Raw genomic sequence first — 13,326 nt, 5'->3', positions numbered from 1 at the left:
TGGCCTACTTGGACTGCCGCGTGTTGAGCTTGCGGCGCTCGACTGCGCCGACGACGAACAGGGCGATGATCCCGAGAGCGCCCAGCGGCAGGGCCAGCAGCGGGAAGAACTGCACGAAGTACTGCAGCTGAGTGCTGGGTATCTTCATGCCGGCGCCCCCGACGATCATCAGGATGACGATGGCGATGACCGAGAGACCGATCAGAGCCAGGCTGAAGAACGCCAGCATGCGTTGCAGTCGACTCACAGGGGGACGGGTCTCGTCGGGCACGAGATCAAGGATAATTGAATACGGTCTCGGGGCGGCCAGCCTTCCCCCGGACCGAGTCAGACGAAAGAGGTATCGATGCCCACCGGACGGGTCAAGTTCTACGACGAGGAGAAGGGCTTCGGCTTCATCGCAGGCGATGACGGCCAAGAAGTCTTCCTGCACGCCACCGCGCTCCCCGCCGGGGCGGAGGTCAAGAGCGGCACGCGCCTCGAATACGGCATCGCCGACGGCAAGCGGGGCGCCCAGGCGCTCTCGGTGCGCGTGCTCGAGGCACCTGTGAGCCTGTCGCGCCAGCGCCGACCGAAGGCCGACGACATGGCCGCGGTGGTCGAGAGCCTGATCCAGGTGCTGGACGGCATCGGCAACGACCTGCGGCACGGCCGCTACCCGTCGAAGTCGCACGGCACGAAGGTGGCGCAGGCGCTGCGCAAGGTCGCCGACGACCTCGAGGCGTGATGGCTGACGATTCGAGCGTCGAGGTCGAGCAGGCGACGGATGCCTCGCGCGAGGCATCCCCGATCGCCGACGACGTCCTGCTGAACGCCGTCGACGCGGCGCGAGCGGCGCTCGCCGAGATCACGCCTGCGGCGACCATCGGCGCGCCCGCGGGCCACATCGTCGAGGGCGAGCACGTGCTGTCGCTGCTGTTCGAGAACAAGCTGGGCGGCTACCCGGGCTGGTTCTGGACGGTCTCGCTGTCGCGCGAGCCCGACACCGGCGAGGTGAATGTGCTCGAAGCGGAGCTGATGCCCGGCGACGACGCCCTGCTCGCGCCCGACTGGGTGCCGTGGGCCGATCGGCTCGCCGAGTACCAGGCGCAGAAGAAGGCCGAGCGCGAGGCCGCCGCTGCCGCGGGCGAGCCCGAGCCCGAGGATGAGTTCGCGAGCGGCGACGACGCCGAGGACGAGGACGAGCTCGAGGGCGACGAGGACGGCGACGTCGATGACTCGGACGACGATGACGACGCGGACGATGACGGCGACGACTCGGAAGACGAGGACGATGCCGACGATCTCGAGGTCGCAGATCTGCACGACTTCGACGACGACGACTCGGACGTCGACGACTTCGAGGCGAGCGAGCTGCAGGGCGCCGAAGAGGCGGCCCTGACCTCGGACGAGAACGAGGACGAAGAGGAGTAGGCGGGCCGCGCTGCGGCACCGCTAATGCCGAGGGGCACATCGGATGAGGAATCCGATGTGCCCCTCGCGCCGTTGTGTGCCGCTCGGCGCGCGCGTCAGCCGAGGTGCTCGACCACGTACTCGATCGACTTGATGAGCTGGGCGATGTCGGCCGGGTCGATCGACGTGAACGTCGCGACGCGCAGCTGGTTGCGGCCGAGCTTGCGGTACGGCTCGGTGTCGACGATGCCGTTCTCGCGCAGCGCCTTCGCGACCGCCGCCGCGTCGATGCTGTCGAAGTCGATCGTGACGACGACCTGCGAGCGGTCGGCGGGGTCTGCGACGAACGGGGTCGTGTACGACGTCGACTCCGCCCAGCTGTAGAGCTGGTCGCTGGATTCCTTGGTGCGCGCCGACGCCCATGCGAGGCCGCCGTTACCGTTGATCCAGTTGAGTTGCTCGTCGAGCAGGATCAGCGTTGCGACCGCAGGCGTGTTCAGCGTCTGGTTGAGGCGCGAGTTGTCGACGGCCTGCTTGAGGCTCAGGAACTCGGGGATGTAGCGGTCAGAGGCCGCGACGCGCTCGATGCGCTCGATGGCCGCAGGCGACACCGCGGCGAGCCACAGACCGCCGTCGGAGGCGAGGTTCTTCTGGGGTGCGAAGTAGTAGACATCCGCCTGCGTCACATCGAAATCGATGCCGCCCGCCGCGCTCGTCGCATCGATGACGGTCAGCGCGCCCTCGTCGCCGTGGACGCGCTCAATCTTCGTCGCGACACCCGTTGACGTCTCGTTGTGCGGCCAGGCGTAGACGTCGACGCCCTCGGTGACGACGGGCTTGGCGCTCGTGCCGGCGGGGGCGTCGATGACGCTGGGCGCTTCGAGCCACGGCGCCTTGGCGGCCTTCGCGAACTTCGAGCCGAACTCGCCGAAGGTGAGGTTCTGGGCGCGCTTCTCGATCAGGCCGAACGAGGCGGCGTCCCAGAAGGCGGTCGAGCCACCGTTGCCGAGGATGATCTCGTAGCCCTCGGGAAGGCGGAACAGCTCGCCGAGACCCTCACGGACGCGGCCGACGAGGCTCTTCACCGGCGCCTGCCGGTGGGACGTTCCGAGCAGGTCGGCACCGCGCGTCGCGAGCGCGTTCACGGCCTCCTGCCGGATCTTCGAGGGGCCGCAGCCGAATCGGCCGTCAGCGGGAAGCAGTTCGTCAGGCAGTGTGATGCTCGGCATGGCGCCAAGCTTATTGGCCGGGCCGATGCGCCCTGTCCAAGTAGGCTGGTATATGACGGATGCCTGGTGCGCCCGGCCGGGATGATGAGAGGTGCGGATGACTGATCTGGTCGACACGACAGAGATGTACCTGCGCACGATCCTCGACCTCGAAGAAGAGGCGATCGTGCCGTTGCGTGCGCGTATCTCCGAGCGTCTCGGGCACTCAGGACCCACCGTGTCTCAGACCGTCGCGCGCATGGAGCGCGACGGGCTCGTCATCGTCTCCGGCGACCGCCACCTCGAGCTCACCGCGAAGGGTCGTCAGCGTGCGGTCGACGTCATGCGCAAGCACCGCCTTGCCGAGCGCCTGCTCTCCGACGTCATCGGGCTCGACTGGGAGTTCGTCCACGACGAGGCGTGCCGGTGGGAGCACGTCATGAGCGAGCAAGTGGAAGAGAAGATCCGCCGCCTGCTCGGCGACCCCACCGAGTCGCCCTACGGCACCCCGATCCCGCCGATGGACGATGAGGGTCACACCCTGTCGACCGTCTTCCTCAAAGACGTCGTGAGCGCCGTCGAGGCGATCGCCTCCGGCGAGCCGGTGACGGCCACGATCCGCCGCCTCGGCGAGCCGGTGCAGTTCGACCCCGAGCTGCTCGCCCAGCTGCGCCAAGCCGGCGTTGTTCCGGGCAACGTCGTGACGATCTCGCCTGCCGGCGGCTACGTGCTGGCCGAGGTCGAGGGCTACGCGGACGGACTCGAGCTTCCGCACGAGGTCGCGAGCCACATCTTCGTCGCTTCCTGAGACGTTCCTGCCGATCGGGCAGCGGAGCGAACTGGGTGTGACTTTTTCGTTACCTTCCCCTATTCTCGATCGAGTCGAAAGGCTAATACCCGGCCGCTAGACCCGAATCGAGACGCTCCACAATCCGTCGCTCGATTCGTGACGCCGAAGCCCACCCCACAGGGCCCAAGACCACAGGACGGACTCGCGCATGCGCGGGAGCGCCGGAGGTGCAGACCTTGGCAGAACCGAACGAGATGAACAGCGGCGCAATGACGCGTCGCGAGGCACGAGAAGGCTTCCAGACCCGAACTGAAGGCGGTGCCGTGAAGCGTCGCTCGCTGCCGACCCCCGCCACGCAGGAATCCGTCGCCTCCGCGTCGAAGTCGCGCCGCAAGATCAAGGGATTCGCCAACGTTTTCGTGCTGCTTGCCGCCGCAGGCATCGTCGGCACGATCGCGATCCCGGCTTACGCGTTCAACCCGACCTCGCAGAGCCACGCAGACTCGAGCTCCGCCGTCATCGACACGATGACCAAGGCGAATGCGCAGTCGGCTGACGTCGCCACCGACGCGGTCGCGCCCGTCGCGGCCCACGAGTCGTTCGGCGCCACGAGCATCGCCGACATCCAGGGCCAGAAGCAGGCGGCCGCCAATGCCGCCGCCGCGAAGAAGGCCGCGGCCAAGGCCGCGAGCTACACCGCCGCCTACAGCGGCCCGACCGCCGCGCAGTACCTGACGCAGGTGCCCGCCGGCACGAGCTACAGCCTCGCCGACGTGCTTGCCAAGGCCAAGACCTATGCCGGCACGCCCTACGTCTACGGCGGTGCGACCCCGGCCGGCTTCGACTGCTCGGGCTTCGTCATGTTCGTCTACGCGCAGTTCGGCGTCTCGTTGCCGCACTCCTCGAGCCAGCAGGGGCACATCGGCCAGACCGTGTCGCTGGCGGACGCGCAGCCGGGTGACGTGATCGCCCTCAACGACGGGTCTCACGTGGGCTTCTATGCGGGAACCGACTCGGCGGGCAAGGTGCTGATCTACGACGCGCCGAAGCCGGGCGGCGTCGTGGGTGAGCGTGAGCTCTGGACCACTGCGTACCACATCCAGCACTTCGGCGGTTAGGCACCACGGGGTCTCGTTGCAGGGGGCATGCGCCGACGCGCATGCCCCCTGCGGCATCCCCGGGGTTAAATCCGGGCGACGACACGGCGTGCGATCCCTGGCGTTGCGTGCGCAAATCGCAGCTTCCGGGTTACGCTGGCCGCGTCGGTGCGCCGCATCCGGCGGCGCTCCACCGGTGGGAGACGTCCGTGAACACGACTTGGCTGAGCAACGCGCGGTCTGCGCGGGTGCGGTCGAGCGCGGCCCTGCGGCACTCGCACCACCGTCACCATCTGCACCACGTGCACCACTTCTGCCGGCAGGCAGTCTTCCTCGGCGTCGCCCTCGTGGCGGCGCCTTCGTCGTTAATGCGTGAGGTGACCAGCCAGGTCGTTCGAGCGCGTTCCGAAGGAGTCCTATGCGCACTCTCGTCCTGAATGCCGGTTACGAGCCGCTCGCGGTCGTCTCGTTCAAGCGCGCCCTCGCCCTGGTGATGAACCAGAAGGCGACGATCGTGCAGATCGACACGGGCCACCCGGTCTTCGGCATCTCGGCGGAGTGGGACCGCCCGAGCGTCATCGTGCTGACGCGCTACGTGCGGCTGCCGCACGGGCGCCAGGTGCCCGTGTCGCGCCGAGGCGTGCTTCGGCGCGATGGGCATCGCTGCGCGTACTGCGCGAAGCCTGCGGCGACCATCGACCACGTCGTGCCGCGCTCGAAGGGTGGCCCGGACTCGTGGGAGAACCTCGTGGCGTGCTGTCTGCGGTGCAACAACACGAAGGGCGACCGCTCGCTGGCCGAGCTGGGCTGGGAGCTTCGCTTCACGCCGCGGATGCCGCACGAGCCGGCCTGGATGGTGCGCGGGTCTGAGCACCTGCTACCCGAGTGGGAGGACTACCTGCAGCCGCAGGCCGCCTGATTCTTCAGCGCCCCGGCCATGCCGGATCAGCGCCCGCGGAAGTTCACCCCGAGTTCATAGCGCGCGCTTACCGTGCCCGCCATGGACGCTCTCGCGATCGTCATCCTTGTTGTTGTTCTCGGCCTGGTGTTCGACTTCACGAACGGGTTCCACGACACGGCCAACGCCATGGCGACGTCCGTCGCGACGGGGGCGCTGAAGCCGAGAGTCGCCGTGCTGATCTCGGCGGTCCTCAATCTGGTCGGCGCGTTCTTGTCGACCGAGGTCGCCGCGACGGTGTCGAACGGCATCGTCAAAGAGGGTGACGGCGGCATCCAGATCACGCCGGTCATGATCTTCGCCGGACTCGTCGGCGCCATCATGTGGAATCTGACCACCTGGTATCTCGGCCTGCCATCGAGCTCGACACACGCGCTGTTCGGCGGCCTCATCGGCGCCGCGATCATCGGCAGCGGCTTCGGGGCCGTCGACTGGCTGAACGTGCTGTCGAAGATCGCGCTGCCTGCACTGTTCGCGCCGCTGGTGGCCGGGGTGGTCGCGATGGTCGCGACCTATGCGGCCTACATGATCACGCGGCGGGCGACGAGCCGGGGTGCGGAGCGCGGCTTCCGCTACGGGCAGACGGTGTCGGCATCCCTCGTCTCACTCGCTCATGGAACGAACGACGCGCAGAAGACGATGGGCGTGATCACGCTGACGTTCGTGGCGGCCGGCTACCAGCGCGCGGGCACCGGGCCGCACTTCTGGGTCATTCTGGCGTGCGCGCTTGCAATCGCGGCGGGCACGTATTCGGGCGGCTGGCGCATCATGCGCACGGTCGGCAAGCGCATCACCGAGGTGACGCCGCCGCAGGGGTTCGCCGCCGAGACGAGCTCGGCCGCGACCATTCTGATCTCGAGCCACCTGGGCTTCCCGCTGTCGACGACGCAGGTGACGACCGGTGCCATCGTCGGATCGGGTCTCGGCAAGCGGCTCGCCTCGGTGCGCTGGGGCACCTTCGGGCGGATGGCTCTGGCGTGGCTGGTCACGGTGCCGGCCGCCGCCCTCGTCGCCGCGCTTGCGACGCTGGTCGTGAGGACGGGTGCGATCGGAACGGTGATCGTCGTGGTTGCAGCGGTGGCCGGCATGGCGTCGTTCTGGCTGCTGTCGCGGCGCCACCCGGTCAGCCACGAGACCGTCAACGTGGATGAGGACGTGCTGGCCAGTCGCCGGCCGGAGCCCGTCGGAGCGGAGGAAGCGAAATGATCGCCTGGGGTGCGCTCGGTGTCGAGTTCATCGTGAGCCTGATCGCCGCAGGAGGAGTGGTCTCGATCTTCGCGCTCGGACTCAGGATGCCGGCGGTCGGGGCGCCGCTCGAGGCGCGAGCCGCGGGAGATGTTGAGCGAGTCGCCGACGGAGAGCTGCCCCTTTCGCACCAGCGGCCGACCTGGGCGTCTCTCGCGGCGTATCTCTGCTTCGCGATCGCCATCGCCGCGGTGCTCTATGGGATCTACCTGATCATTCCGCAATTCCACCAGTAGTCGGCATCGCGCGGCGGGCCGTGCGTCGGTGTCGGCGTCGTGCGTTCGGGAGTCGGCTCAGGCGTGCCCCGTCCACTCGGACACGTCGACGTCGGGCGCGTTCGCGGCCGATGCCTGCAGCACGATGCCGTTCCCGTCGGGGTCCGCGAAGGTGACGAACCGGCCCCAGGGCGCGCTCTGCAGCTCACTGACCGCGACGCCCTTGCCGGTGAGCTCTGCGATGTCGCGCTCGAGATCGTCGGACTCAAGCACGGTGCCCTGCAACGACCCCGGCAGCATCGACGGGAACCAGGTGACGAGGGTGAGCGCGGTCTGGGCCCCAGGCGGTGCGACCATGACCCAGCGCATGTCGGTCGAGAACTGGCGGTCGACGAGCAGCGTGAAGCCGAGGACGTCGACGTAGAACTCCTTCGAACGATCCTGATCGGAGACGGGGATCGAGACGACCTGAACGTGACGAATGGCCATGCGCCTATCAAGTCAGGGCGAGCGGACGCCGTCAAGGGACCGCCCGGGCTCGGTGGTAGGCGAAGGCCTTTCTGGCCGCGATGCGGAACGCGACCGAGCCGTCGTCGACCAGCTCATCGATGAAGCGCGCCCACTCGGGCCCTTCAATCGGGACGTAGTGGTCGATCATCGCCTGCCGCATGGGCGCGGCCCGAGCGTCGCCGAACGGCATGATCTCGACTTCGCCGTGCACGATGAGCTGGGTCGTCTCGTCGGGAAGCCAGGTCGCGCTCACCGCCGGGTTGCGCCGCAGCTGCGCCGTTCGCACCGCTTTCGCCCCCGACGAGAACCACAGCTCGCCGTGCAGCAGGTAGCCGTCGACGGCACCGGCGATCGGGCGGCCGTCGCGCGAGACCGTCGCAACGGTGAGGAGCTGCATGCCAGGCATCCGCTCGATCACCTCGCTCGCGCTCATCAGAACGTCATCGGTGAAGATCTCGCGCAGGTGCGGGCCGGCGCTCGCGATGCTGCGGTCGAGGAGCGTTTGCAGCGCGGCGACTTCGTCTGGGGTCTCGAGCATGGGGCCAGCAAAGCACCGACCACCGACACCGGCTTCGATACGATTGAGGCGCCTGCCTCTGTAGCTCAATGGAAGAGCAGTTCCGTCCTAAGGAAAGGGTTGGGGGTTCGAGTCCCTCCAGGGGCACTTTCCGACGGCGCCGCCACAGCCGTCCGCTTGCACCTTTCGATGGCATTCCCACGCGCCGTCCTTTCGAGGCTCGAGGCACCCCATCGCCGATTCCTACCGTCGAATCACTGCCCATGAGGCAGCCACGACGGAAGGAATCGCATCATGACGCACGTCATCCGCAGGCATCCGCTCGCCTCGTTCTTCACGCTTGCCATTGCGGGCAGTTGGCTCGCCTGGCTGCCGTACGCCCTTTCCCAGAACGGCCTCGGCGTCTGGGGCTTCAGCTTCCCGGCTCTGATGGGCTCGACGCAGCTCGCGGGCGTGCTGCCCGGCGCCTATCTCGGCCCGATCGCCTCGGCGTTCGTCGTCACTCTCATCGCCGACGGGTGGCCCGGCGTGCGGCAGTGGCGCGCGCGCCTGTGGCGGTGGCGGGTGAGCTGGCGGTGGTACGCGGTCGCGCTGCTCGGCGCTCCGCTCGGGCTGATCGTCATCGGCACCGCGTTCTCAGGCGGCCAGGTGCAGGCGCCGAGCACTCTCGCGCTCGCGGCCTATCTGCCCGCGCTGCTGTTGCAGATGGTGACGACGGGCCTCGCCGAGGAACCCGGCTGGCGCGATTTCGCCCTGCCCCGCCTGCAGCGTCGCCACAGCCCGCTGAGGGCTTCGCTGCTGCTCGGCGTCGTGTGGGGCATCTGGCATCTGCCGCTGTTCCTCACCGAGTGGGGCGGGTGGCCGGCCGTGTCGCTGCTGCGCGTCGCGTGCTTCCTCGGTTTCTGCGTCGCGTTCAGCGTCGTCATGACGTGGCTGTTCAACAGCACGGGCGAGAGCCTGCCGCTCGCGGTGATCGCCCACGTCAGCGTGAACAACTTCGCGTCTATCATCTGGGGTGACATGTTCCCGACGCTGAATGCGGACGTCACGATGCTCGCGATGTTCGTCGCGGCAGCGCTCGCCGGTGCGCTTCTGGTGGTCTTCACGCGCGGTCGACTGGGGCGCCGGATGCCTGCAGCCGAGCCCGCGCTGCAGGTGGCAGTCGCGGCATGAGCACTCGATCGCGGTGGTCGCCGCGCCGGGGGAGCATCGTGTTCGCCGGCGCGACGGCTTTCGCGAGCGCGGTCGCCTTCGGCCTGGCGCTGCTCGTGGTGGCGCGGCCCGGTTCCGGCCTGATCGCGCCCGCCACGCCGCTTGCCTGGGGCCTCGCGGCGGTTGTGTTGCTGGCGCAGACCGTCGCCCTGCTGTGGGCGGATTCCGCGCCTGCAGTCGCGCTCATCGCGGTGGCTGCGTTGCCCGCGTGGCTCGCGGCCGTCTCGGTCGGCGATGTGCTGACCGTGACCGACCTTCCCGTCATTGTTGCGAGCTATGCGGCGGCGACCCGGCTGCCTTCGTATGGTCTGCGGTGGCCGATTCCGGCTGCTTTCCTGCTCGTGGTCGCCGGGCATTCCGCGAACGGCATGATCCAGGCGGATGCCTGGGGAGTCGCCCTCGGCGCCGCGGCGCTGCAGGCGGTGGTCGTCATCGGCGGCCCGTTGCTCGTCGCCGTCGCGGTGGTCGGTCGCCGCGAAGCGCGGGCCGCTCGAGTCGGCGAGCTGCAGGCGATGGCGCGCGAGCACGATGCCCGCGTCGAGGCCGCGCTCGCCGTGGAGCGGGCGGCGATGGCGCGCGAGCTGCACGACATCGCCGCGCACCACCTGTCGGGCATCGCCCTGATGTCGGCGGCGATCAGCAGGCAGATCGACACGGCGCCCGAGAAGGCAAAGGCATCGCTGCAGGAGGTGCGCGCGGAGAGCTCGCGCGTGCTCGACGAACTGCGCCGGGTGGTCGGGCTGCTGCGGTCGGGCGACAGGGCGCCGGAGGATCCCGAGACGCTCGCCGCGGTCGCCGACCTGGTCGAGCAGCGCCGCGCGGCCGGAATGCGGGTCGAGTTGCGGCTGGAGTCGCGCGACGGCTCCGGAATCGTCGAAGGTCTCGGGCCGATCGCGCAGCGCGCCGGCTACCGCATCGTGCAGGAAGCCCTGAGCAACGCCGCCGCGCATGCGCCCGGCGCCGCGTGTTCCGTCGAGGTCGACGATCGGCACGCCGAGCGCGTGACCGTGAGGGTGCGCAACAGGCTCGCGGCCGGCGCGGCCGGCACCGCTGGGCCGGCGCCGCGCGGCGGGTTCGGGCTGCTCGGTATGCGCGAGCGCGCGCAGCTGATCGGCGGCGAGCTGACTTTCGGGCCGACGCCCGACGGGGAGTGGGAGGTTCGCCTGATGATTCCGAAGGAGCGCTCGCGGTGACCCGCATCGTCATCGCCGACGACCAGCCGCTCGCGCGAGCCGGCCTGCGCGCGCTGCTCGACGCGGAGCCCGACCTCGAGGTCGTCGGCGTCGCCGCGGACGGCCTCGAGGCGATCGCGCTCGTGGAGGAACTCCGCCCGGATGTGGCTTGCCTCGACATCCGGATGCCGCATCGCGACGGCATCGAGGTGACGCGGCGCATCGCCGGCGACGGCGAGCGAGCGACTCCCGTGCTGATCCTGACCACCTTCGATCTCGACGATTACGTGTTCGGGGCGCTCGAAGCGGGGGCGGCCGGATTCCTGCTGAAAGACGCCGAGCCGCAGGTCATCGTCGACGCGGTGCGCCGCGTGGCCCGCGGGGACGGCACCATCGACCAGAGCCTCACGCGACGCATCCTGACCGAGTTCGCCGCCAGGCGTCGGCTGCAGCCGGTGACGGCGCAGCGGGCCGACGGCATCCTCACGGCGCGTGAGCGCGACATCCTGCTGCTGCTCGCGCAGGGGATGTCGAACGAGGAGATCGCGGCAGAGCTCGTCGTCGAGGTCTCGACCGTCAAATCGCACCTGGCGCGCATGCTGCCGAAGCTCGGCGTGCGCTCGCGGCTGCAGGCGGTCGTGTGGGCGTATCAGAACCGCATCGTCGCCGTCGGCGAAGGCTGACCGACGCGGCTATCACGGCAGGTGGAGAGTGACGTCGGCGCGCTCGGGGCCGCCGCATTCGGCGGACCCACCGACGCGAACCCAGCGCAGGGCGACCTGCTGATCGATCAGCCGCGCGCCCGTCTCGTCATAGGCCGCGAGGTGTCCCGTGTTCGGAGTCTGCATGTCGGTGATGAGCGTCCACTCATCGCCGTCGCGGGTCGTCAGATAAGTGGTGTTCGGCGCGGGCGTCGGTGGCGGTGGGGGAGTGCAGTCTGTGCCGGCGCAGAAGGTGACGTCGTCGACCTGGGCGGTGTCGCCGACGACGTGCACGCGCACCTGGTTCGTCCAGCCGACGGCAGAGCACATGGTCGGTCGCCACGCAGCGCACCCGGCGAGCGTCCCCACGATGAGCACGACTGCTGCCGGCACGGCAAGGCGGCGAATCCGCATGCAATCCATACTGTTGCGACATTCGCCAGCCCGGCATACCGATTGAATTGCATTATCGGATCGGGGTTACCGTGCGCGGCGATATGTATGAGGTAGCGTACGCATCGACCGTTATCGCAGGTATTGCGTTACTCGACTATCAAGGGATGCCGTAATGAAGAAGGTCATCGAACAGCTCGTCGACGACATCTCGGGAGACGTGATCGCCGACGGCGCGGGTGAGACGATCTCGTTCGCGATCGACGGCAAGTCCTATGAGATCGACCTCGGTGAGGCCAACGCGGCGAAGCTGCGCGAGGCGCTGCAGCCCTACATCGCCGCGGGCCGCCGTTCATCGGCGCTGTCGACTCCCGCCCGCCAGGCCGCGACGCGCGCCACCCGCTCGTCGTCCTCTTCGCACTGGAGCGCCGGCTACGCGGTCGTGCGCGAGTGGGCCCAGGCCAACGGCATCGACGTCTCGCCGAGGGGCCGCGTGGCCGACTCGGTGATGAAGGCGTACGAAGACGCGCACAGCTGAGAGGCATCCGCTCGCCATTGAAGGCGTGAGCCCGCGCACCTAGGCTCGCGACGAGGCGAACGTGAGCGACACGACCTGCGTGATCATCGGCGGCGGCCCGGCCGGAATGGTGGCCGGGCTGATTCTGGCCCGCGCGGGCGTCCGGGTCACGGTGCTCGAGAAGCACGCGGACTTCCTGCGCGACTTCCGCGGTGACACCGTGCACCCGTCGACGCTGCAGCTGCTCGACGAGCTCGGGCTGATCGACCGCTTCCTCGCGTTGCCGCACAGCGAAGTTCACGGTCTCGAGCTGCATGCGGCTGACGGCGGCCTGGTGCGCGTCGCCGACTTCTCGCGCCTGCGACTGGCGCGCCCCTACATTGCCATCGCGCCGCAGTGGGACTTCTTGAACCTGCTCGCCGCGGCGGCGGCCGACGAGGCGACGTTCGAGCTGCGCATGCAGTCAGAGGTCACGGGCCTGATCGTCGAGGGTGGGCGCGTGCGCGGGGTGCGCTACCGGGCGCCGGACGGCGACCACGAGCTGCGTGCGCCGCTCACGATCGCCGCAGACGGCCGCGATTCGCTCGCGCCGCGCCGTGCCAAGTTGCCGGTGCGCGAGCTGCCGGTGCCGTTCGACGTGTGGTGGTTCCGCGTGCCGACGGCGGCGACCATCACCGATCAGGTGCTTCCGATCTCGGGCGGCGGGCGGCAGTTCATCGTCATCCCGCGCGAAGGTTATGTGCAGATCGCGAACCCGATCATGAAGGGCGCGGATGCCTCCCTGCGCGCACTCGGAGCGGAGCCTCTGTGCGCCGCCATCGCCGAAGCGCTGCCCCAGCTCGCCGAGGGTGCGGCGCGACTGACGCTCGACGACGTCAAGCTGCTGAACGTGCGCGTGAGCCGCCTGACGCGGTGGTTCGCCCACGGGCTGCTGTGCATCGGCGATTCGGCGCATGCGATGTCGCCCGTCGGCGGTGTCGGGGTGAACCTCGCCGTGCAGGACGGCGTCGCCGCGGCGCGCGTGCTCGCTGGGCCGCTCGCTGCCGGACGCGTCGGCGCTCGTGAGTTGCGCGCGATTCAGCGCCGGCGGATGCTTCCGGCGGCGGTGACCCAGGGCGTGCAGGGCGTGCTGCATCGAGTTCTGCTGCCCGCGCGGTGCGCGACGGCGGCGGCATCCGGCCGCCTCGCGCCGTGCGGCTCGCCTTCCGCGCGGTGCCCGCGCTCAGCGGCGTTCTGGCGCGGCTGATCGGGGTTGGCATCCGGCCGGAGCATGCGCCCGAGTGGGCTCGGCGCTGATCTCCTCATCGAGTACTGAGGAGGTGCGTTCAATAGCACCTCAGAATGACGTCGAGTCCGTATTCGAGGCGCCGCCTCATCCCAAGGGATGAACTTGGCCCGC

General features: G+C 69.2%; 17 protein-coding genes and 1 tRNA gene. 13 read left to right on the top strand and 5 right to left on the bottom strand.

The annotated features are described in order from the left end of the window. Nucleotides 1-4: 4 nt before the first annotated feature. Entirely contained in the window at nt 5-271 is a 267-nt protein-coding gene (locus tag ABD736_RS07155; RefSeq protein ID WP_344791053.1) for a hypothetical protein, read from the bottom strand. A 75-nt stretch (nt 272-346) separates the two neighbouring features. Here ABD736_RS07155 and ABD736_RS07150 point away from each other — a divergent pair, with 75 nt between their 5' ends. Together ABD736_RS07150 and ABD736_RS07145 are read left to right on the top strand one after the other, a co-directional pair. Further along, on the top strand, nt 347-727 hold the full coding sequence (locus ABD736_RS07150; protein ID WP_344791052.1) for a cold-shock protein: 381 nt from the start codon (nt 347-349) through the stop codon (nt 725-727). Continuing rightward, a complete protein-coding gene (locus ABD736_RS07145; protein WP_344791051.1) occupies nt 727-1,413 on the top strand; it encodes a DUF3027 domain-containing protein in 687 nt (228 codons plus the stop codon). The genes ABD736_RS07150 and ABD736_RS07145 overlap by 1 nt, the downstream gene beginning before the upstream one ends. A 95-nt stretch (nt 1,414-1,508) precedes the next feature. Here ABD736_RS07145 and serC read toward each other — a convergent pair whose 3' ends face one another. Further along, nucleotides 1,509-2,621, bottom strand: a complete 1,113-nt coding sequence (serC, locus tag ABD736_RS07140) for a phosphoserine transaminase (RefSeq protein ID WP_344791050.1) — start codon at nt 2,619-2,621, stop codon at nt 1,509-1,511. 97 nt (nt 2,622-2,718) lie between these two features. On the opposite strand from serC, the gene ABD736_RS07135 reads away from it, so the two are divergent. The 5 genes from ABD736_RS07135 (at nt 2,719) to ABD736_RS07115 (ending at nt 6,926) form a co-directional block, all read left to right on the top strand. After that, on the top strand, nt 2,719-3,408 hold the full coding sequence (locus ABD736_RS07135) for an iron-dependent transcriptional repressor DtxR (RefSeq protein ID WP_344791049.1): 690 nt from the start codon (nt 2,719-2,721) through the stop codon (nt 3,406-3,408). A gap of 305 nt (nt 3,409-3,713) precedes the next feature. Further along, the gene (locus tag ABD736_RS07130) at nt 3,714-4,508 is read left to right on the top strand and encodes a C40 family peptidase (protein WP_344791048.1); all 795 of its coding nucleotides are present in this window, start codon (nt 3,714-3,716) and stop codon (nt 4,506-4,508) included. Between the two features lie 397 nt (nt 4,509-4,905). After that, nucleotides 4,906-5,406 carry an HNH endonuclease gene (locus tag ABD736_RS07125; RefSeq protein ID WP_344791047.1) on the top strand — a complete coding sequence of 167 codons (501 nt, stop codon included), beginning with the start codon at nt 4,906-4,908 and terminating at the stop codon, nt 5,404-5,406. 81 nt (nt 5,407-5,487) lie between these two features. Next, complete coding sequence (locus ABD736_RS07120; protein WP_344791046.1) at nt 5,488-6,651, top strand: inorganic phosphate transporter; 1,164 nt, start codon at nt 5,488-5,490, stop codon at nt 6,649-6,651. Further along, complete coding sequence (locus ABD736_RS07115; protein ID WP_344791045.1) at nt 6,648-6,926, top strand: hypothetical protein; 279 nt, start codon at nt 6,648-6,650, stop codon at nt 6,924-6,926. The genes ABD736_RS07120 and ABD736_RS07115 overlap by 4 nt, the downstream gene beginning before the upstream one ends. A 57-nt stretch (nt 6,927-6,983) precedes the next feature. Here ABD736_RS07115 and ABD736_RS07110 read toward each other — a convergent pair whose 3' ends face one another. Beyond that, nucleotides 6,984-7,394 (bottom strand): VOC family protein, encoded by a 411-nt coding sequence (locus tag ABD736_RS07110; RefSeq protein ID WP_344791044.1) that lies wholly within the window; start codon nt 7,392-7,394, stop codon nt 6,984-6,986. A gap of 31 nt (nt 7,395-7,425) precedes the next feature. After that, complete coding sequence (locus ABD736_RS07105) at nt 7,426-7,953, bottom strand: pyridoxamine 5'-phosphate oxidase family protein (protein WP_344791043.1); 528 nt, start codon at nt 7,951-7,953, stop codon at nt 7,426-7,428. Nucleotides 7,954-8,007: 54 nt separating this feature from the next. Between ABD736_RS07105 and ABD736_RS07100 the strand changes: the two genes are divergently transcribed. From ABD736_RS07100 to ABD736_RS07085, 4 genes are all read left to right on the top strand, one after another. Continuing rightward, a tRNA-Arg gene (locus ABD736_RS07100) sits at nt 8,008-8,079 on the top strand. Between the two features lie 147 nt (nt 8,080-8,226). Beyond that, complete coding sequence (locus ABD736_RS07095) at nt 8,227-9,105, top strand: CPBP family intramembrane glutamic endopeptidase (RefSeq protein WP_344791042.1); 879 nt, start codon at nt 8,227-8,229, stop codon at nt 9,103-9,105. Further along, nucleotides 9,102-10,337, top strand: a complete 1,236-nt coding sequence (locus tag ABD736_RS07090; protein ID WP_344791041.1) for a sensor histidine kinase — start codon at nt 9,102-9,104, stop codon at nt 10,335-10,337. Before ABD736_RS07095 ends, ABD736_RS07090 begins: the two co-directional genes overlap by 4 nt. After that, nucleotides 10,334-10,999 (top strand): response regulator, encoded by a 666-nt coding sequence (locus tag ABD736_RS07085; RefSeq protein WP_344791040.1) that lies wholly within the window; start codon nt 10,334-10,336, stop codon nt 10,997-10,999. The genes ABD736_RS07090 and ABD736_RS07085 overlap by 4 nt, the downstream gene beginning before the upstream one ends. A 12-nt stretch (nt 11,000-11,011) precedes the next feature. Here the strand turns inward: ABD736_RS07085 and ABD736_RS07080 are convergent, their stop codons facing one another. Further along, nucleotides 11,012-11,431, bottom strand: a complete 420-nt coding sequence (locus ABD736_RS07080; RefSeq protein ID WP_344791039.1) for a hypothetical protein — start codon at nt 11,429-11,431, stop codon at nt 11,012-11,014. Nucleotides 11,432-11,585: 154 nt separating this feature from the next. On the opposite strand from ABD736_RS07080, the gene ABD736_RS07075 reads away from it, so the two are divergent. Together ABD736_RS07075 and ABD736_RS07070 are read left to right on the top strand one after the other, a co-directional pair. Continuing rightward, nucleotides 11,586-11,948 (top strand): histone-like nucleoid-structuring protein Lsr2, encoded by a 363-nt coding sequence (locus ABD736_RS07075; protein ID WP_344791038.1) that lies wholly within the window; start codon nt 11,586-11,588, stop codon nt 11,946-11,948. 61 nt (nt 11,949-12,009) lie between these two features. Then, on the top strand, nt 12,010-13,173 hold the full coding sequence (locus ABD736_RS07070) for an FAD-dependent oxidoreductase (protein WP_344791037.1): 1,164 nt from the start codon (nt 12,010-12,012) through the stop codon (nt 13,171-13,173). The last annotated feature ends 153 nt before the right edge of the window (nt 13,174-13,326 follow it).

It is taken from the genome of Gryllotalpicola daejeonensis (genome assembly GCF_039538145.1).
Lineage (GTDB): Bacteria > Actinomycetota > Actinomycetes > Actinomycetales > Microbacteriaceae > Gryllotalpicola > Gryllotalpicola daejeonensis.
The sequence above is the reverse complement of the archived record's forward strand: the minus strand, read 5'-3'. Positions and strand labels throughout refer to the sequence as shown.

What these genes read in the sequence shown, in the direction of transcription:
- ABD736_RS07150 (WP_344791052.1), top strand. Translation starts at nt 347, where the DNA reads ATGCCCACCGGACGGGTCAAGTTCTACGACGAGGAGAAGGGCTTCGGC.
- ABD736_RS07145 (WP_344791051.1), top strand. Translation starts at nt 727, where the DNA reads ATGGCTGACGATTCGAGCGTCGAGGTCGAGCAGGCGACGGATGCCTCG.
- serC (WP_344791050.1), bottom strand. Translation starts at nt 2,621, where the DNA reads ATGCCGAGCATCACACTGCCTGACGAACTGCTTCCCGCTGACGGCCGA.
- ABD736_RS07135 (WP_344791049.1), top strand. Translation starts at nt 2,719, where the DNA reads ATGACTGATCTGGTCGACACGACAGAGATGTACCTGCGCACGATCCTC.
- ABD736_RS07125 (WP_344791047.1), top strand. Translation starts at nt 4,906, where the DNA reads ATGCGCACTCTCGTCCTGAATGCCGGTTACGAGCCGCTCGCGGTCGTC.
- ABD736_RS07120 (WP_344791046.1), top strand. Translation starts at nt 5,488, where the DNA reads ATGGACGCTCTCGCGATCGTCATCCTTGTTGTTGTTCTCGGCCTGGTG.
- ABD736_RS07115 (WP_344791045.1), top strand. Translation starts at nt 6,648, where the DNA reads ATGATCGCCTGGGGTGCGCTCGGTGTCGAGTTCATCGTGAGCCTGATC.
- ABD736_RS07110 (WP_344791044.1), bottom strand. Translation starts at nt 7,394, where the DNA reads ATGGCCATTCGTCACGTTCAGGTCGTCTCGATCCCCGTCTCCGATCAG.
- ABD736_RS07105 (WP_344791043.1), bottom strand. Translation starts at nt 7,953, where the DNA reads ATGCTCGAGACCCCAGACGAAGTCGCCGCGCTGCAAACGCTCCTCGAC.
- ABD736_RS07095 (WP_344791042.1), top strand. Translation starts at nt 8,227, where the DNA reads ATGACGCACGTCATCCGCAGGCATCCGCTCGCCTCGTTCTTCACGCTT.
- ABD736_RS07090 (WP_344791041.1), top strand. Translation starts at nt 9,102, where the DNA reads ATGAGCACTCGATCGCGGTGGTCGCCGCGCCGGGGGAGCATCGTGTTC.
- ABD736_RS07080 (WP_344791039.1), bottom strand. Translation starts at nt 11,431, where the DNA reads ATGCGGATTCGCCGCCTTGCCGTGCCGGCAGCAGTCGTGCTCATCGTG.
- ABD736_RS07075 (WP_344791038.1), top strand. Translation starts at nt 11,586, where the DNA reads ATGAAGAAGGTCATCGAACAGCTCGTCGACGACATCTCGGGAGACGTG.